General features: G+C 59.3%; 20 protein-coding genes and 1 tRNA gene. 16 read left to right on the top strand and 5 right to left on the bottom strand.

Annotation, left to right across the window (positions count from 1 at the left end; genetic code table 11):
* Nucleotides 1-2: 2 nt before the first annotated feature.
* The 14 genes from ACCC96_RS01705 (at nucleotide 3) to ACCC96_RS01640 (ending at nucleotide 12,329) form a co-directional block, all read left to right on the top strand.
* Nucleotides 3-881 (top strand): phage tail protein I, encoded by an 879-nt coding sequence (locus ACCC96_RS01705; RefSeq protein ID WP_413694802.1) that lies wholly within the window; start codon nucleotides 3-5, stop codon nucleotides 879-881.
* Nucleotides 881-3,085, top strand: a complete 2,205-nt coding sequence (locus ACCC96_RS01700; protein ID WP_413694801.1) for a phage tail protein — start codon at nucleotides 881-883, stop codon at nucleotides 3,083-3,085. Before ACCC96_RS01705 ends, ACCC96_RS01700 begins: the two co-directional genes overlap by 1 nt.
* Before the next feature lie 20 nt (nucleotides 3,086-3,105).
* Nucleotides 3,106-3,927 (top strand): hypothetical protein, encoded by an 822-nt coding sequence (locus tag ACCC96_RS01695; protein WP_413694800.1) that lies wholly within the window; start codon nucleotides 3,106-3,108, stop codon nucleotides 3,925-3,927.
* Between the two features lie 149 nt (nucleotides 3,928-4,076).
* Entirely contained in the window at nucleotides 4,077-4,409 is a 333-nt protein-coding gene (locus ACCC96_RS01690; protein ID WP_413694799.1) for a hypothetical protein, read from the top strand.
* A gap of 99 nt (nucleotides 4,410-4,508) precedes the next feature.
* Nucleotides 4,509-5,651 carry a phage tail sheath C-terminal domain-containing protein gene (locus tag ACCC96_RS01685; RefSeq protein WP_413694798.1) on the top strand — a complete coding sequence of 381 codons (1,143 nt, stop codon included), beginning with the start codon at nucleotides 4,509-4,511 and terminating at the stop codon, nucleotides 5,649-5,651.
* 11 nt (nucleotides 5,652-5,662) lie between these two features.
* Nucleotides 5,663-6,175 carry a phage major tail tube protein gene (locus ACCC96_RS01680; RefSeq protein ID WP_030132168.1) on the top strand — a complete coding sequence of 171 codons (513 nt, stop codon included), beginning with the start codon at nucleotides 5,663-5,665 and terminating at the stop codon, nucleotides 6,173-6,175.
* A gap of 38 nt (nucleotides 6,176-6,213) precedes the next feature.
* Nucleotides 6,214-6,465, top strand: coding sequence for a phage tail assembly protein (locus ACCC96_RS01675; RefSeq protein WP_413694797.1), 252 nt, complete (start codon nucleotides 6,214-6,216; stop codon nucleotides 6,463-6,465).
* A gap of 20 nt (nucleotides 6,466-6,485) precedes the next feature.
* On the top strand, nucleotides 6,486-6,626 hold the full coding sequence (locus ACCC96_RS01670) for a GpE family phage tail protein (RefSeq protein WP_081729416.1): 141 nt from the start codon (nucleotides 6,486-6,488) through the stop codon (nucleotides 6,624-6,626).
* 34 nt (nucleotides 6,627-6,660) lie between these two features.
* Nucleotides 6,661-9,468 carry a phage tail tape measure protein gene (locus tag ACCC96_RS01665; protein ID WP_413694796.1) on the top strand — a complete coding sequence of 936 codons (2,808 nt, stop codon included), beginning with the start codon at nucleotides 6,661-6,663 and terminating at the stop codon, nucleotides 9,466-9,468.
* A 49-nt stretch (nucleotides 9,469-9,517) separates the two neighbouring features.
* Entirely contained in the window at nucleotides 9,518-9,946 is a 429-nt protein-coding gene (locus tag ACCC96_RS01660; RefSeq protein WP_095052219.1) for a phage tail protein, read from the top strand.
* Nucleotides 9,943-10,149, top strand: coding sequence for a tail protein X (locus ACCC96_RS01655; protein ID WP_030132172.1), 207 nt, complete (start codon nucleotides 9,943-9,945; stop codon nucleotides 10,147-10,149). Before ACCC96_RS01660 ends, ACCC96_RS01655 begins: the two co-directional genes overlap by 4 nt.
* Before the next feature lie 8 nt (nucleotides 10,150-10,157).
* The gene (locus ACCC96_RS01650; RefSeq protein WP_413694795.1) at nucleotides 10,158-11,204 is read left to right on the top strand and encodes a contractile injection system protein, VgrG/Pvc8 family; all 1,047 of its coding nucleotides are present in this window, start codon (nucleotides 10,158-10,160) and stop codon (nucleotides 11,202-11,204) included.
* Between the two features lie 151 nt (nucleotides 11,205-11,355).
* Nucleotides 11,356-11,988, top strand: coding sequence for a hypothetical protein (locus ACCC96_RS01645; protein WP_413694794.1), 633 nt, complete (start codon nucleotides 11,356-11,358; stop codon nucleotides 11,986-11,988).
* Between the two features lie 122 nt (nucleotides 11,989-12,110).
* The gene (locus ACCC96_RS01640; RefSeq protein ID WP_413694793.1) at nucleotides 12,111-12,329 is read left to right on the top strand and encodes a hypothetical protein; all 219 of its coding nucleotides are present in this window, start codon (nucleotides 12,111-12,113) and stop codon (nucleotides 12,327-12,329) included.
* On the opposite strand, the gene ACCC96_RS01635 is transcribed toward ACCC96_RS01640, so the two are convergent.
* Nucleotides 12,315-12,521, bottom strand: coding sequence for a hypothetical protein (locus ACCC96_RS01635; RefSeq protein WP_413694792.1), 207 nt, complete (start codon nucleotides 12,519-12,521; stop codon nucleotides 12,315-12,317). The genes ACCC96_RS01640 and ACCC96_RS01635 overlap by 15 nt on opposite strands.
* A 208-nt stretch (nucleotides 12,522-12,729) precedes the next feature.
* Nucleotides 12,730-12,817 (bottom strand) — tRNA-Ser (locus ACCC96_RS01630).
* 123 nt (nucleotides 12,818-12,940) lie between these two features.
* Here ACCC96_RS01630 and ACCC96_RS01625 point away from each other — a divergent pair.
* Entirely contained in the window at nucleotides 12,941-13,612 is a 672-nt protein-coding gene (locus tag ACCC96_RS01625; RefSeq protein ID WP_018927616.1) for a Bax inhibitor-1/YccA family protein, read from the top strand.
* 88 nt (nucleotides 13,613-13,700) lie between these two features.
* On the opposite strand, the gene ACCC96_RS01620 is transcribed toward ACCC96_RS01625, so the two are convergent.
* A complete protein-coding gene (locus ACCC96_RS01620) occupies nucleotides 13,701-14,138 on the bottom strand; it encodes an Lrp/AsnC family transcriptional regulator (protein ID WP_007941786.1) in 438 nt (145 codons plus the stop codon).
* Nucleotides 14,139-14,273: 135 nt separating this feature from the next.
* Here ACCC96_RS01620 and ACCC96_RS01615 point away from each other — a divergent pair, with 135 nt between their 5' ends.
* A complete protein-coding gene (locus ACCC96_RS01615; protein WP_413694791.1) occupies nucleotides 14,274-15,167 on the top strand; it encodes a DMT family transporter in 894 nt (297 codons plus the stop codon).
* Between the two features lie 8 nt (nucleotides 15,168-15,175).
* On the opposite strand, the gene ACCC96_RS01610 is transcribed toward ACCC96_RS01615, so the two are convergent.
* Both ACCC96_RS01610 and ACCC96_RS01605 read right to left on the bottom strand, forming a co-directional pair.
* Nucleotides 15,176-16,195, bottom strand: coding sequence for an FUSC family protein (locus ACCC96_RS01610; RefSeq protein ID WP_413694943.1), 1,020 nt, complete (start codon nucleotides 16,193-16,195; stop codon nucleotides 15,176-15,178).
* An 87-nt stretch (nucleotides 16,196-16,282) separates the two neighbouring features.
* The gene (locus ACCC96_RS01605) at nucleotides 16,283-17,908 is read right to left on the bottom strand and encodes an NADP-dependent glyceraldehyde-3-phosphate dehydrogenase (RefSeq protein ID WP_413694790.1); all 1,626 of its coding nucleotides are present in this window, start codon (nucleotides 17,906-17,908) and stop codon (nucleotides 16,283-16,285) included.
* Nucleotides 17,909-18,077: the final 169 nt, after the last annotated feature.

Raw genomic sequence — 18,077 nt, 5'->3', positions numbered from 1 at the left:
CGATGAACATCCTACCGCCACACCTGGCCGAACTTGAACGCAAGATTGACGCCGGCACGGCGCGCATCGATGCCATTCCGGTGCGGACGGAAACCCTGTGGAATCCCTGGACCTGCCCGGTCGAGGTGTTGCCCTGGCTGGCCTGGAATTTGTCCATCGATCATTGGCGGGCGAGCTGGCCCGAGCAAAGGCAGCGGGCGGCGGTGGCCAGTTCCCTGGACCTGCACCGGATTAAAGGGACGCTGCGCGCGGTCGAGCAAGCGCTATCTGAGTTCGACCTGGCGCCGAAGGTCACGGAATGGTTTGACGCGGTGCCACCGTTACCGCGCGGCACCTTCCGGCTTGACCTGGCCACCGACAGCGTTCCGATAACGCCTGAGCTGGACGCGCGGATCATGGCCGCCCTGGAGCAGAACAAGCGCGCGTCGATTCACTTGGCCACCGTCCATATCAAGCTGGAAGGGCGGAGCCAGTCCCGGGCCGTCGCGGCATCTGTCGCGGGGGAAGTGACCACGATCTATCCGTTACAGGTAACGCAGTTAGAGCAAACGCATACCAAACGCGCGGCGGCGGGTGTGGCCACGATGACCGAAAACACCACGCTCTATCCGTTGCAGGCCACGGCTTTCGAGCAGCACTGTCGGTTGCCGACCGCCTTGGGCACCTTGACCACCGGTGATGCCACCACGCTTTACCCGCTTCAACCGACGTTGCTCGAGCAGCGCGCTAACCCTGCCGTGGATTCGGTAGGTGGCGATTCTGGCGAGCAAACCACGATCTACCCCCTGCAAATGACCGAGCTGGAACAGCAAGCCGCGACGATTCAATCAGTCGGCGCGGACGGGGTGGAACTGACAACTATCTACCCGCTGGAGGTGTGATGGCAGCGCAAGAGTTCTACACAATTCTGACCAAGGCCGGCTTTCAATACGAAGCCGAATGTAAGGCCAACGGCAAGCCGATCAAGCTGGTAAAAATGAGCGTCGGCGATGGTAACGGTGCGTCCTATAACCCTGTGGATACGCAAACTGCGCTGAAGCGCAAGGTGTGGGAGGGCAACCTAAACAATCTGTATCAGGACAAAGTGAACACCGCCTGGCTGGTGGTCGAGGCCGTCATTCCTGAAACAGTGGGCGGTTGGTGGGTGCGCGAGGTGGGCGTCTGGACCGACACCGGCGTGTTGTATGCCATCGGTAAATACCCCGAGTCATACAAGCCGTTGATCAACAACGGCGCCGGTCGCGAAGTCAGTATCCGCACGATCTTCACCACGACCAATGCCGACAACGTGACGCTGATGCTCGACGGGTCGGTCATTCAGGCGACCCGCGCCTGGGTGAAAGATTTTGTTGATGCGGAGTTGGCCAGCGTCTTGTCGGCCGAGCATGAGGCAGGCAAAACCCACAAGTACCCGCTGGCCAATTTCATCGAAACCGACTGGGTGTCGGAGTCGAGCCAGTCGGAATACCTGGCGGAGATTTTCCGCACCTTTGGCCAGTCGGGGGTGTTGGGCAGTCGCCAATACGGTTCTGCCGGTACCGAGTCGTTCAACCGCACGTTCGACGGCGCTTATTCGGCCATCAACTTGCACAACCACCCGAACCTGCTGGCGACCCCCGGGCTGGGTGAAATCGCGGCCATGATCAATGGCCACATGGTCAGGACGCGGCACAACGACTACCGCCTGCGCAGTGCTGCGCCGGGTAACTACCTGGCGATGGTGGACATTGCCCCACCAGCAGCCCCCGCGTCGGTGAATGCGGCGGTCGGCATTCCGGCGAAGGTCGCAGAAATGCGCGAATATTTTCGGGCCTTTGCTGCGCGTGACACGTCGATTCGCGACTATCAGCCCCACTTTCGCTGGAACCTGTCGGTGCTGGAAATCTGGCCGGAGCTGTTGACCGACGAGGTGAACGACACCTTTGAAAGCTTCCGCCATCTGGAGGAAATCAACGGATATCGTGACCTGTTGTCGCGCACCTTGTTGATGGGCGCCACTGGTTTCAGCGGTCGCAATGAAAACGGATCGTTTATCCCCGGATCGGTGCGGCAAGTGTCCAAGACCGGGCGGCCGCAGTACGTGGCCTGGCGTTATCGCATTTCGGTCGCGGATGTGGGCAGCGTCGGGGATTACCCCGTGGACAAACTTATTACCCCGCTCGATTTGCCGTTGCAGCGTTGGCACGCGAACCTGACGGGGCCGCAGGTCGCGGCAAGCCGTCGCCAGCGGTGGCGCATCAACCGTGAACTGTCGACCGATCCGACCTGGGGTGCGTACAACGAAGCCCCAACCATCGACCTGCTGGATGAACTGATGTCCAAGGTGCCGGGACTGAACGGCGCCGGCGCAAACTTGGTCGAGCAATACACGGACAGCGGCGTGGTGACCAAACTGACCAAGTGGGACAGTCCCGAGCTGCTGAACGCGGCTTACTACAACCGCCGGTATGGGCACGAACGCAATGCCAGCGGCCGTACCAAGGGCTTGCGCAGTTACAACGACCCAACGCTGTTTGTGGCGTCCAACACGCGCCCTGAAGTGGCGTCGTTTGCGGCGGACGGTCAAACCTACCGCAACAGCTACGCGATTCCGTTGGAGCTGATTTTGCGCACGCCGCTGGAGGGTTGGAACCCCTACGGCATCGCCACGGTAGCCGCCACGCCTGGCGACGGCGCTACCGCGCAAACCGCTTGGACTGGGCGCAGTGATAGTTCTCGGCACTACATCACACCGGCCGAGATGTTCTCTGACACGGTGTTAGACCCTGATCCGGCGGATACCGGGGCGAGCCCACGCTGGGTGTTGGATAGCACCGGAACGCCTCGGCTGGTGCGAGCCTCGGGCATCTACGCGGTGCTACCGAAAGTCGAGGGCGCTGGCGGCCTGGTCCTGCGTTACCCGGTCTATCCGATGTACCACGAAGGGGGTTGGGCGGCGGCTGCGGTCGATGCCCTGGCGGGCGACTGCACGACCAGCCTGGTGAACTTGATGCGCGGACAAATGACGCAAAAAGATTCGTTAGCGGAAATGAGCGAGACGATCCGGGTACTCAAAAACGAAGTTACGCAACTTAAACAGAAATAAACCGGGGAATTATTATGGGCATGTCGGCACTGCTGGCTGAGGCTACTCGCCTTGTTGGAATGTTTCAGGACAAAGAGAAGGGCATTAACGCCGCTGTAGCTGCTGCCGTTAGTGCAGTCCCGGCGATGAGTAAGATTTATTATGTCAACGCTATTACCGGTGACGATGCTGCCGGCTTGGGGGACAAGCTCAAGCCGTTCAAAACGATTGCGAAGGCCGTGAATGCCATCCCTTATGGCGGCGGTGGCTATATCCGGTTGTTTGGTCATGAACATGTGATCGAGAGCCTGATTTTCGTAATTTCCAAGAATATTACGATTGCGGTGGCCGAGGGGGAGACGGTCATGCCAATCCTGCGAAACGTGTGCATTCCGGCTAACGGTGCAGACGGTTCGGGGAACCTGGATAACTCGACCACTGGCTTTATGATGGACAGTTCTACTGTCGTCCTGGATAACCTGCGCATTCGCACGGCCAACTATGCGAAACCCGAGTCAACGACGAACAACGTCTACACCGGTTTGTTCCGGCGCTACGATCGACCGATGGGCATGATTCATCTGTCTCGTTGCGAAGTTGAACTGGGTGATACCTCGCTTTCTCGTCATACCATCAACGGGCAAACCGGTATTGTTTCGTTGTACTCGAACAAGATCAGTCGAGTGGGCCCTGTCGTTAAGAACACGCCATTAATCGAGACAGCAGGCACTCCGATTATTTTGTCTGCGCAAAATAATACGTTGCCGGCTGGCGCTAAATGGTCGGGTGATTATTTGACTGGCGTTGTTTTTGACTCTAATGGCACGCCTAGAAGTGTCGTCAGTAACTTGGTTCTTGGTTGATTGGGTGACTAATAATGCGACTTAACTTTACATATGATGGGCAATTTTATTCGGCGTTTACCGTGGAGGATGCGCTAGCAGCGGGGATACCGGTGTCAGTGCTGGCCGGAGCTGCTGCGGAGGATGTCCAGAAAGGGATTGATGCGGCCGTGGCGCAGGCCCGCGCGCGCAATGCCACGCGGATCGATGGACAGGATTCCATGTATTTGCTCAAGGCGAATGAAGCCGAACGCTATATCGCGGCCGGCTCGCCAGTGGATGCCAGCGACTATGTGTTGCTCAAGGCCGAAGCCGAGGCGTTGCAGATTACCCCGCAGGAACAGGCAAACCGGGTGATTGAAGCCCGGGACTCCTGGCTGGCCGTGGCGGCCCGCATTGAAGCAGCCCGCATCGGTGGCAAGGGCTCGCTGACAGAGTTGGCCACCGTCGAAGCGGTGGTCGCCGCCGGTGAACTGGTGATCGCTGAGCTGGACGCCATCTAAGCCAGCGCCCTCCGCTAAGACACCCCCAAGCCGCGAAAGCGGTTTTTTTTCGCCTGAAAGTCCCCGCCCTGGGGGCTTTCGCTTCTGCTGGAGATTGAAATGGCAGCTGATTACCTGCACGGGGTCGAGCAGTTTTTTCTCGAAAACCTCGACCGCCCTATCGAAGTCCTGGCGGCATCGACCATCGGCCTGGTGGCCACCGCTGACGATGCCGACCCGCTGGTGTTTCCGCTCAATACCCCGGTGCTGTGCAACAGCGACAAGCTAATCGCCAAGGCCGGCATGACGGGCACCCTGCGTGATGCGCTGAACGACATCTACCGCCAGTCCGGCGCGGTGGTCGTGGTGGTGCGCGTCGACGCAACGGAAACCCCTGAAACCCAAATCGCCGGGGTGGTCGGCACCATCGACAACGAAACCGGCAAATACACCGGCCTCAAGGCGTTGTTGGCCGCTGAATCCCTGGTCGGCGTGCGCCCGCGGCTAATCATCGCCCCGGAGTTCAGTCACCTGACGGGCGTGGGGGCGGCAATGGAAGTGGTTGCGAAGAAGCTCAACGCAATCCCAATCATCGACGGCAGCGAGAAGGGCTATTCCGCCGTTATCGGCGAAGCGGCGTTGTATCAAGAAACGCTGTTCGTGAACTGCGGTGTCAAGGTGCTGGACGAGGTTACCGGCCAGGTTGTGACCCGCAAGGCGTCGCCGACCATCGCCGGGCATATCGTGCGCGTCGACAATGAAGAGGGCTATTGGAACAGTGCGTCGAGCCGGAAAATCTTCGGCATCCTCGGCACGTCCGAAGTGATCGATCATGCGATCGGCAGCACCACCAGCAAGGCCAACTTGTACAACAGCAAGAACGTGGCCGTGATCGTCAATCAGCAAGGCGGCTGGTATCTGTACGGCAACCGCCTGGCCAATTCCGTGATGATGCCGCACCAGCGGATTCGCTACATCGTCGGCGATTCGATCCTGTACGCGCACCAGGAATTGCTCGACCGCAACGTCACCCAGGGTTACGTCGATGGCGTGAAAAACCGGGTCAACAAACTGATCCGCCGTTTGAAGTCGCGCGATGTAATCAGCGGCGGCGAATGCTGGGTCGACAAGGAGTTGAATCAAGCCGCCATCGGCACCGGCCAGGTGTATTGGGATTACGACCTGGGCTTCTACGACGTGGCCGAACGCATGACGTTCCGTCAGCACATCAGTAACGGCTACAACGAAGCCATTTTCGAATAAGGGGGTGATCCATGGGCGCCAAGCTGCCTAGTGTTTTGGTCGACGTGAATTCGTTCTTCAAGGACGAATCATTTGCTGGCCGTTGTAATACCGCCACCTTGCCCAAGGTTGTGACCAAGACGATGGACCAGACCCTGGCCGGCGTCGCGGGTGACATCGAGCGCGACCTGGGGCGCCTCGAAAAGCTGGAGTGCGATGTAACTATCTCTGACTACTCCGAGCGCATTACCGGCCTTCTGGGTGCGCGTGACAGCCGTGAAGAGGTGTTCACGCTGCGCGGTGCGGTCGACGTGGGCGGCATCATCAAGACGGTGATTGTGCGGATGCAAGGCTTCTGGAAGTCCGCCGAGTTCAACGAGTGGGCCCCGGAAAAAGAGGCCACCATGAAATTCGCCATCGCGGTCGAGCTGTTCCACTTTGAGGTGGACGGCAAAGAGCTGATTTACATCGACAAGCTCAACAACGAATTCCGCGTCAACGGCGTGGACCGCAACAAAGAAATTCGCGCAGCGCTGGCCCAGTAAGGGCCGGCGTTTTTTTACCCAATTTTCGAGGAATCCCCATGAGCAAGCCTGTAACCCTTTCCCGTCCAATCAAGCGCGGCGAAACCGAAATCACTGAAGTCACCTTCCGCGAGCCAGGCGCCGGCGAATTGCGCGGCCTGGATATGTTCGACGTGATCCGCATGGGCGTGAATGCGCACCGTGTACTGGTGCCGCGTATCGCCAATATCACCGCCAACGAGTTCGACCTGCTGGCCCCCAAAGACCTGTTGAATGTACAGACGGAGGTGGTCGCTTTTTTCACGGATTGACCGCCGTACCGCACGAAGTAATGGAGGCGGAAGCCGACATTTTCCTGGTCTTCACCGGCTGGGATGCGCTGACGACGGAGCGCATGCGGCTTGAAGAGCTGATGCGTTGGCACAAGATCGCGCTTGCTCGGTACGAGCAGGGCCGGGCCGGGCAGTCCTGAGAGGGGCCGCCCGGCCTTTTTTTTGGGGTGGGCTATGTCGAATTCTATGCGGCTAAACCTGATCATGGGCCTGGTGGACAAAATCACCGGGCCCATTCTGAAGGTGACCGATACCACGTCGCGGATGGGCGAAAAAATCAAGGCGACCCAGTCCGAGCTGTCGCGCCTGGGCAATACCTCTAAGGACATCGAGCACTTCAAAGCGCTCGAGGCGCGCACCGGCCAGACGGCGCAGGCCCTGGCCCTGGCTCAATCCAAAGCGCAGGCCCTGGGGCAGCAGCTGAATGCTACGGCCAACCCGACCCGCAAGATGACGGACGAATTTACCCGGGCGGCCGAACAGGTCAAACGCTTGCAGGCACAACAGCAGTCCGAACGCCTGGAGCTTCAGCGCACCGGCCAGCAGCTTTCGGCCGTGGGGGTGAACACGGGCAGGCTTTCCGAGGCCACGCGGCGTATCGAGGTGCAGACGCGCCGTTACAACGAGCAATTGGCCAAGGAACAGAAAGCTTTGGCGCTGGTCGCCGAAAAGCAAAAGCGCCTGGGTGAAATCAAGCAGCGCAACAGCGACATGAAAATGTCGGCGACGGGCGACGCCATCGGGGTCGGGGTGGCCATCGCCGGCGCGAAACAACTGGTCGATGCCTATGGCGAAGTGGTCACCGCGCGCAATGACGGTTTAGCCCTGGGGCTGGATCAAGCGGGCATTGATTCGATTACCGCCAAGGCCAAAGAGTTTTCGAACATGTGGTCGGGCACCACGCAAAAGGAGTTCATCGAAGGCGCGGTCGAAATCAAGTCGGCGATTGACACCCTGGGCGCCGAGGCTATCGGCGACTTCACCAAAATTGCGGCGTTGGTGGCCAAGTCGACCAAGTCGACCACCGCTGAAATGACATCGTTGATGTCGACCGGCTACGGCGTGTATCGACGCCAGTTCGACGACTTCGGTAAAGCGGTGGTGGCGGGCTGGGACAAGATGAGCGCGGAAGAACGCGACATCGAGTTCGGCAAATACTTCGCGGCGGGCCTGGTCGAAACGGTCAACGTGTTCAAGTCGGACGGGCAGCAGATGTCGGCAGCGCTGACCAACTTGGGCGCGACCGCCACGTCGGCGAACATTCCGTTTGCCGAGCAGTTGGCCATTCTCGGCCAGCTTCAGCTCACGATGTCCGGTTCTGAAGCGGCAACGAAGTACCGTTCGTTTATCGGTGCGGCCGCCGGGGCCAGTGAAAAGCTGGGCGTCTCTTTCATGGATGCCAACGACAAGCTGCTGTCGATGCCGGCGATTCTGGAAGTGCTGCGCAAGAAGTACGGTGCCACCCTGGACGCGATGGAAACCCAGGAGATGAAAAAGGCGTTTGGCACCGACGAAGCTATCGCCCTGATCCAGCTGCTGTACCCCGAAATTGACTCGCTGAAAAAGAACATCAGCGGCATGGGCGCAGCGCTGAAAACAGGCATGTCGACCACTGAGCGCATGGCTCAAATCATGAACAGCGGCCCGAACGAGTCGTTCAAGTTGATGAGCCAGCGCATTCAAAACGCCAGTGTCACCCTGGGCGCGGTGCTCGCCCCGGCGATGATGTTTGCCGCCGGTGCCGTGGGCCAGTTGGCAAGCCTGATCGGCAGCCTGGCCGAGCGCTTTCCGTTTCTTTCCCAGGTGATTGGCTTTGCCCTGGTCGGGTTGGTGGGCCTGAAGGTGGCGTCGATTGCCGCCCGCTTTGGCTTCGCGTTCCTCTCCGATGGGCTGATGCTGGCCAGGCGTTCGCTGATGTTCTTCACGGCGGCCAACCTGCGCACGCAAGCGGCGTTACTCGTAACGCGGGTACGATCGATCGCCGCCGCGACGGGGGTGTTCCTGCTGGGCACGGCAAGTCGTGCCTACGCCGTAGGCGCGGCGGTGATGACGGCGGCGCAATGGGCGTTAAACGTGGCCATGTCGGCCAATCCTATCGGCCTGGTGATTGCCGGCATATTGGCATTGGTGGGTGTGGTGGCCCTGGTGGTGCGCTATTGGGAGCCGCTGAAAGGCTTCTTTGGCGGGCTGTGGGAGCGCATCAAGGTCGTGTTCTCGGCGGCCTGTGAAGTTATCAAGGCGCTGTTGGCCTATTCGCCGCTGGCCTTACTGATGCAGACATGGGCGCCGCTGACCGCCTTTTTCAGCGGCCTATGGGCCAGCGTCAAAATGGTGTTCTCAGCGGCTTGGGAGTTCATCAAAGCGCTGATGAATTTCGCCTTTGTCTGGTCGATCTTCCTGGTATGGGAGCCGCTTGTGGCGTTCTTTAGTGGGCTGTGGGAGCGTGTCAGGGTGCTGTTCTCGACAGCCTGTGAATTCATTAAGGCGCTGATGGCCGATTCCCCTCTGGCGCTGGTAACCGAGGCGTGGGAACCATTGTTTACGTTCTTCGGTACGCTTTGGGATCGCATCAAGAGCGTGTTTGCGGAGTCGACCCAATGGCTGACGGACAAGGTTCTGGCACCGGTCACGTCCATCATGGACAAGGTCGGGGGCTTTCTGGGCGACGGCGCGGTCGCCATCACGCAGAAAATCACCGGTGCCACCGACGCGGTGAACGCCGCGCTACCGCCGTCTGCCCCGGGCGCGGGAGCGGTAGCCGCACCGGGGGCGCCCTTGGCGGCGCCAGTGGGGGGCGTGGCATCGCCGGCCGGTCGGCCGCCTTCAACGCAACAGGTCAATCAATACGGTGGCATCGTCGTGCAAGCGGCTCCGGGCATGTCGGAAGAGCAAGTCGCGAAGAAAGTGCGCGCCGAGCTGGATGCCCGCGACCGCCAGGCCAGCCGGTCGCAGCGCGGCCGCCTGGGTGATGGCCAAGGCTAATTAGTGAAATAGCGAAACCGCCCCCGGGCGGCTTTCGCGGGGGAGGGGTATGTCTGAAGTAATGATGGCTCTGGGCGATTTTCGCTTCAGCGTGGCCACGACCGAATATCAGGGGCTGTCGACCTCGATGGCCTGGCGCTGGGCGAAAAAGGATCGTTACGGGGCCAAGCCCGGCAAGCAGTTTCATGGCCCCGACAGCACCAGCAAAACCTTCGATATCACCGTTTACCCGCAGTCGCGCGCGGATGTGTTGCTGTTCGACCGCCTGCGCATGATGGGCGACGCGGGCGAGCCGTTGCGCCTGGTGTCGGGTGGTACGGCCAAGGTGGAGGGCCAGTTGAAACAGTCGGGGGCCGACCTGGGGTTGTGGGTGATCGACGGCTTGACCGTGGCGGACGAATTTTTTCTCAAGGACGGGACGCCCTTGGTACGCAAAGGGTCGCTGTCAATTTCCGAGTACGGGGAGGATGAAGCATGAGGACTTATCGCACCCGCCCGGGGGACATGCTCGACGCCATTTGCCATGTGCATTACGGCGCTCGCCCGGGGACCGCCGAAGCGGTTTTAGAGGCCAACCCGGGGCTTTGCCGGCGGGGCGCGGTGCTGCCTGAAGGGCTGTTGATCGAATTGCCAGACCTGGCCCCGGCGCAAGCGCCTGGGCAAGTGTCGCTGTGGGATTGAGGACGACCATGAAAAAAGCTGACTACCGAATCACGGCCAACGATGCAGACGTTACCGCCATGCTGCGCAAGCGCTTTATCAAGCTGACCTTGCAGGATTCCGCCGGTGAGGACAGCGACACTGTGGCGATTGAGCTGGATAACCGCGATAACTTGATTCGTCTACCGTCGACGGGCGCGGAACTGAAGGTGTGGATAGGTGAACCGGGCGCTTTGGTGTTCAAAGGCGCCTATCAGGTCGACGAACTGGAAGAGCCGTTAGACGATCAGGCGTTAGTGATTCACGGCAAAGCGGCCAAGATGTTGGGCGGGATCAAGGCCCCGCGTGACGCCACCTTCGACGGCATTACCCTGGGCGCTCTGGTCGCCAAGATGGCCAAGGAGCATGGCTACATTGCGGCCGTAGCGCCGGAGCTGGCAAAGCATGTTTTCAGCCATATCGACCAGCGTGCCGAGTCCGATATGAACCTGCTAACGCGCCTGGCTCGTGAGCTGGGCGCCGTGGCGAAGCCGGTCGGCGGTCGCCTGGTGGTGGTGCCCAAGGGCGTGGCCCAGACCGTCACCGGCGCCGCGCTGCCGACCGTCGTGATTAGTGACCCGGAGAACAGCAGTGGCCGGGTCACGATCCAAGAGCGCAACGACTATCAGTCGGTGGTCGCGTATTGGTTCAACGAAGCCGAACAGCGCAAGGTGCCGGCGGTCGCGGGCATAGTCGCTGGCGCGGTGTCGGTGTACGGCGAGGCCCCGGACAATGCCAGCGAGGCCACCGAAGACGCCGACAGCCAGGCGGGCCCGCGCTACATCATTCGCAAGACCCATACGGATCAGAAAAGCGCCCAGGAAGCGGCGGCGGCGCAACTGAAGAAGCTGCAGCGCGGCAAGTCCACCATGTCCATCACCCGACCGCTGACGCCTGAGATTGTCGCCGAGGGGCGGCTCGATGTGCGCAACCATCGTACCAGCGCTAATCGGCTGTGGCAGGTCGAGTCGGTCACGCATGTCATTGGCTCGGGCGGGGTGGCGTCGTCGTCGGCCGAATGTGTGACGCCGGCGTGAGACCGTCGGGGCGATCAAGGGGCCTATCGGCAGCGCTGGTTGTAACGGCTTGATCATGAGGCCGAGAATGTGAAAGTAGTAATTGCGGTTTTTTTAAGTTTTCTAGCACGACGGACGAAATCGACTAGGCTAAATTTCGAAAGAAAATTTCATGTATCTACTTACTTCTACCTTTGGGCGAATCATGAAAAAAAACCGTCTCCTTTTCGTTGTTCTAGTGGCTCTAACTATTTCAGGGTGCGTACCACCTACCCAGAATATTAAGCCGGACGTCATAAATGCAATCGCATATTGCAGCGCTGGTATTGATTCTGATACCACTGCTCATATAACTGCAAAAATTGCTGAGCGAGGCGGGGAATTCAGCGCTGGCGTGGCGGATGAGTTGAAGGGTGTATTCATGAACAAGCCAGGGATTACAGAGGAGAATGCTGTAAACCTACACAAAAATTATGTTGAGTGCATGGACAGGAAAACAGCTAGTGAAAAACAAGCTTTGTTGGAACGATGCGCGTCTACACTAAAATGCGAAATTGAAAAGCTAGACTCAGCATGTAGATGTCGAACAGCAACTGAGGGCGTGGCGCAAGAGCTAGGGCTTTCTGAAAAAGAGAAAAATAAACAGCTAGCGAAAAATTGTTATTCTGGCGGATATTCAATGCAGGCCTGCTGGGGGAAGTCCGATATGGAACAAGGCCGAGCAGAGTGTGTGAGCATTCTCGAAAGAGCTAGTTCTCCATTGCCAACGGCGGCGCCGGGTTCGTGTTTGGCTAAGGAAAGCTAAGGTTTCGAATCCCTATATAAGTGTTAAAACTCGGCAAAGGTGGCTCAAATGGATTCATGGCCTAGTGAATGGTTTGACGCGCACTTAGCCCTTGTCGTTCATTGCCAAAGGACTGCTTTTGAATGTCCGTGACCTACCTGCCGCTGGAGGCTTGGAACAAACACTGGAAACTCGACGGCGCACTGGTGCGCTGTCGATTGTGTGGGAGCGCCCAAGGCCTCACGGACGCCGGTACTTTTAGTCATGCGCTCGGCTGTAAAGCGCGGAGCTTGAAAGCCCAATACCCTAGTCGGGAACTGGGTTCCATCCTGCAGCAGAAAATCCAATCAGAATTGTTTTGATGCTGCGAGCGTAAGCTTGATGAACTCCTCGTTCTTGTCGATGGTGTCCAAGGCACAACGCACATTGTCGGCGACGTCAGCCGAGTCATGGACCTCGACCCGGTTGGAAAGCTCCAGGATTGCAGCCTCAAGGGCGAGCTGGTTTTCGTTGCGCTTGAATAGCAGGGAAGGGAGCAGGTCTGAGTTTGGCATTGTGAATCCTCCGTGGAGTTTTCAGCGTAGCAGCAGGGCTTTTCGGACGGTGATCGGGGGTGTTGGCAGGGTGCGGGAAGGCAGGGAAAACGGGATAGTTTTGTAACGACACCCGAAAAGTTTTGTAACGCTTCGGGTGTGGTCGGATTTTCGCCAAACCCCAGAAACGACAAAGCCCCGAAAAATCAGGGCTTTGTCGTACATAAGATGGCGGAGGCGATGGGATTCGAACTCATGGACCTGTTACAGTCGACGGTTTTCAAGACCGTTGCCTTAAACCACTCGGCCACACCTCCGTTTGCGTTGCGGGCGCCATAATACCTGAATGAAACACACTGTCAAACTCTCTGCATGGCTTGTTACAGAGCGTCTGTTATGATCTTTGCGACTGAACGTTTCAAACCAACAGGAGTGTCGCCATGCGCGAACAGGATTACGCAGTTAATAACAGCGTGCAGGCTGAGCAGCTAGAGGTTAGCCGCGTCCTGCGCAACACTTACGGCCTACTCGCTCTCACCCTCGCATTCAGCGGCGTGATGGCGTTTGTCGCACAGCAGATGCGTGTCGGTTACCCGAACGTCTTCGTGGTGCTGATCGGCTTCTACGGCCTTTTCTTCCTCACCAACAAACTCCGTGACTCGGCGTGGGGCCTGGTTTCTGCGTTCGCGCTGACCGGTTTCATGGGTTTCCTGCTCGGCCCGATCCTCAACCGTTACCTGGGCATGCAGGGCGGCGCAGAAGTGGTCAGCTCGGCCTTCGCAATGACCGCGCTGGTGTTCGGCGGCCTGTCGGCTTATGTGCTGATCACCCGTAAGGACATGAGCTTCCTGGGTGGTTTCATCACGGCCGGTTTCTTCGTGCTGCTAGGTGCGACGCTGGCGAGCTTCTTCTTCAAGATCAGCGGTCTGCAACTGGCGATCAGCGCAGGTTTCGTGCTGTTCTCCTCGGTCTGCATTTTGTTCCAGACCAGCGCCATCATTCACGGCGGCGAGCGTAACTACATCATGGCGACCATCAGCCTGTATGTATCGATCTACAACCTGTTCATCAGCTTGCTGCAACTGTTCGGCATCATGGGCCGCGATGATTGATCGCCAGCCTTGAGTAAAAAAACCGCTTCGGCGGGTTTTTTATCGTCTGGGAGTCGGGATATCCACGCCTTTGCGAACCAAACAGCACTCACGCCATCGGTGGCAGCCGGCGCTTGATCGGGGTTTTCTTGACGATGGCGGTGTTGGTTTCGGCGTGGGTGTTGAGGCGGTCGAGGAGGGTGTCCAGTTGTTCCATCGAGCGCACATGCAAGCGGGCGATGAAGCAGTCGTCACCGGTGACTTTGTCGCACTCGGTGAATTCGGGAATCGCCTGAATCTGCCGCTCCACTTCCTGCAACTGGCCCGGTAACGGGCGGATGCGGACGATGGCCTGGAGTTGATAGCCGAAGCATTTAGGGTCGATTTCGACGGTATAGCCCTTGAGTACGCCGCGTTCTTCGAGGCGACGCAGGCGCTCGGCAACGCTGGGCGAAGACAGGCCGCTGATCTGTGCCAGGGCCTTGAGCGAGCGGCGGGAGTCTTCCATCAATGCGCTGATCAGCACTTGGTCGATGTCGTCGGTCATGGCGAATCCCCTGTTAGGCAATCGGCTGGATAAGCCTTGATAAAAAAGGCAGATACCGAGTTTAGCCTGCTTTTTGCGCTGGAGAAGCCCCCCGGCGGATTGGCATACTTTGGCCTCAAGCACAGGAGGTTGATGATGGACAGAACACTACGTCGCGGCTCATTCGAGATGACCGCCGCCATGCTGATTTCCGGAACCATTGGCTGGTTCGTGCTGGTGTCCGGGCTACCGGTGCTGGACGTGGTGTTCTGGCGCTGTGTGTTCGGTGCCGCCACCTTGTTGCTGATCTGCGCGGCGTTCGGCTTTCTGCGCCCTGGCATTTTGACGTCCACCACGTTCTTGTTGGCCGTACTGAGTGGTGTGGCGATTGTCGGTAACTGGGTGCTGTTGTTCGCGTCCTATTCTCGCGCCTCGATTGCCATCGGCACGGCGGTTTATAACGTCCAGCCGTTCATGTTGGTGGGGCTGGCCGCGTTGTTTCTCGGGGAGAAAATCACCCTGCAAAAACTGTTCTGGCTGGGCATTTCGTTTCTCGGGATGCTGGCGATTGTCAGCGCACATGGCGAGCAAGGCGAGGGTGGCAACGATTACCTGATGGGGATCGCTCTGGCCTTGGGTGCTGCCTTCCTGTACGCGATTGCCGCGTTGATCATCAAACGCCTGACCGGCACGCCACCGCATCTGATCGCGTTGATCCAGGTCTGCACTGGCGTGCTGTTGCTCGCGCCTTTTGCGCACTTCTCGGCGATACCGCAAGCGCCCAGTGCCTGGGCCAGCCTGGTGACCCTGGGTATCGTGCATACCGGTTTGATGTATGTGCTGCTCTACGGGGCAATTCAAAAGCTGCCGACCGCCCTGACCGGCGCGTTGTCGTTCATTTATCCGATTGCGGCGATTTTCGTGGACTGGTTCGCCTTTGGCCATCGCCTGGAGCCGCTGCAATGGATCGGTGTCGCCGCGATTCTGCTGGCTGCCGCCGGGATGCAACAGGGTTGGGGCCTGAAGCTTCGGCGGGTGGCTACACAATAAACGGCCTCTCAGATGTTCCAGCGCGGTGCGGTTTTCGCCAGACGCTGGCGCATCTCGCCGATGTTCGCGGTCAATTGTCGGGTCAGCAATCGGTAGCCATCCAGCGGACTGCAGACTGGCATATCAAGCGTAGAGTCCAATGGCGGTTCGGCTGGCCGGCTGAGCCGTTGTGAAGCGCCCGATTTCAATGCCCGAGCCATACCGATCAGTTGCACCCGGATCTGTCGGTGCTCGGTTTTCAGTGCCGATTGCAGATGGGCCATTGCCTCAGAGTCATCGGCATTCGGCCGGCTATTGCCGAGGATCTCCAGGATGCTGACGCACATCCGCAGATTGCGCTGAATCGCATCGAGTTCGGTCATGGAAACCCGCACTTCCTTGGACACCGAGGGCATCAGTGAGCGCAGTTGCACCATGACTGTGTTCAAGCGATTCATGAGCTTCAGGTGCTCGTCAGCGGCAACGGACTCGCCGTTGATGATACGGCCGTAGATTGCCGCGCAGTCGCGCAACGCATCGGCCAGGTTGTAGCGCCAGGAGTACACCGCGTACAGCGGCAGGGCGAAGGAGAAAGCCAGTGCCAGGGCGATGCCGATCAGAATATCCACCCCGCGCCACAGGCCATCGGTGACCGGGTTGTCACCATGCCCCGCAACGATAAACACGGTGATTGCCGACAGCAGCGCCGTATAACCACCCTTGCCGATGGCGTGGTACGAGAAAAATCCGCACACCACCGACATTGCGAAATACGTCAGCCACGGCATCCCGAGCCAGGCCTGTTGCGCCACCAGCAACAAGCCGACACCGGCCCCGATCAAGGTGCCGATGGCTCGCTCGGCGGCTTTTTTGCCGATATTGCCGTGGTGCTGCAAGCCGCCGATCACCACCAGCATGGTCACCGACGCCCATTCGCCGTGGGGCAGATGGATGCCGGTGGTCAGCAGAATCGTCGCCAGCAACCCCAACGAAACCCGCACCGCATGGATCAGTTTCGCGTGGCGGTAGCGCCGGTACGGGTCCAGCAATGGACGCAGTATTCGGCGCAACAGCGGTGGCAGTCGAAGGCCTTTGATGATGCTCAGGTCTGGTGTCCTCAGAAAATTTTGGTGTCCTCAGAAAATATAGTCGGTGGTCAGGAAGCTCGAGTTCCGGCCGCTGATGATCTCGCTGAGAAGCTCTTTACTGCTTTCCTGGAACTTGGTCGCCACCAGGGTCCGGATCGAAAACACCCGCAACGCATCGTGCACCGACAACGTGCCCTCGGCGGAGTTCTTGCGGCCGTTGAACGGGTAGGTGTCCGGGCCGCGCTGGCACTGTGCGTTGAGGTTGATCCGGCCGACCTGGTTGGCGAAGGTGTCCACCAGCCTGCCGACCGCCACCGGGTTGGTGCCGAAGATGCTCAGTTGCTGGCCGAAGTCGGATTCCAGGACGTAATCGATCACGGTGTCCAGATGACGGTAAGGCACGATCGGCACGACCGGGCCGAACTGTTCTTCCTGATAGACGCGCATCTGCGGTGTCACCGGGTACAACACGGCCGGGTAGAAGAACGATGCCCGGGACTCACCACCATTGGGGTTGACCACGGCGGCGCCTTTGCTGACCGCGTCCGCCACCAGCGAATGCAGATAATCGACTTTGCTCGCCTCCGGCAGCGGTGTCAGGGCCACGCCGCTGTCCCACGGCATGCCGGGTTTCAGTGAGGCGAGCCTGGCGTTGAATTTCTCGATGAACGCCTCGACCACGTCTTCATGGACGAAGAGGATTTTCAGCGCGGTGCAGCGCTGACCGTTGAACGACAGGGAGCCGGTAACGGCTTCGCTGACCGCGTTGTCCAGATCCACCTCAGGCAACACGATGCCGGGGTTCTTCGCATCCAGGCCCAGTGCCGCACGCAAGCGGTGAGGCCTTGGGTGGAGTTTTTTCAGGTCGCTGGCGGCCTTGTTGGTGCCGATAAACGCAAAGATATCGATCTTGCCGCTGGCCATCAGTGCGCTGACGGTCTCGCGGCCACTGCCGTAAATGACGTTGATCACCCCGGCCGGGAAGCTGTCGCGAAAGGCTTCCAGCAGCGGACGAATCAACAGCACCCCCAGCTTGGCCGGCTTGAACACCACGGTGTTGCCCATGATCAGCGCCGGAATCAGCGTGGTGAAGGTCTCGTTCAGCGGATAGTTGTAAGGCCCCATGCACAACGCCACGCCCAGCGGAACGCGGCGGATCTGGCCGAGGGTGTCCTGTTCCAGTTCGAAGCGGCTGGAGCGGCGGTCGAGTTCCTTGAGGGCGTTGATGGTGTCGACGATGTAGTCGCAGGTGCGGTCGAACTCTTTCTCCGAGTCCTTGAGGTTCTTGCCGATCTCCCACATCAGCAACTTGACCACCGCCTCGCGCTGTTCGCGCATACGACCGAGGAAGGTCTCGACATGCTGGATACGCTCGGCCACGCGCATGGTCGGCCACAAACCCTGGCCCCGGTCATAGGCACGGACAGCCGCGTCGAGCGCGGTCAGGGCGGTGTCGGCATCGAGCAGCGGCGTGCTGCCGAGGATCACTTGTTCATCGCCATTCGCGCCGCTCAGGTACACCGGGCTGCGCACCTGGGCGAGGGGGCCGGACCAGGTTTTCAGTTCACCGTCGACCAGGTATTCGCGCTGTTCGGTCTGGCCGTTGAGGCGGTACTTTTCCGGGATGCTGTCGGCGGTGGGAAACAGGTTGCCAAGGATCGATGCTGTGGTCATGTCGCTACCCCGTCTGGATTGGGTGATGCACTGATGAATCGTTTTAGCAGACCTCTACCTTGCTTGTCATGACTCATCTTATGGTTTTTTTGGCTCGGCGTTGTGGATCGTGAATCTGTCGGCCATCTGCGCATGAAAGCCCCCGTAGCAACTGCGATCTTTTGTCCTT

Source organism: Pseudomonas sp. Pseusp11 (assembly GCF_047304405.1).
Taxonomy (GTDB): domain Bacteria; phylum Pseudomonadota; class Gammaproteobacteria; order Pseudomonadales; family Pseudomonadaceae; genus Aquipseudomonas.
The sequence above is the reverse complement of the archived record's forward strand: the minus strand, read 5'-3'. Positions and strand labels throughout refer to the sequence as shown.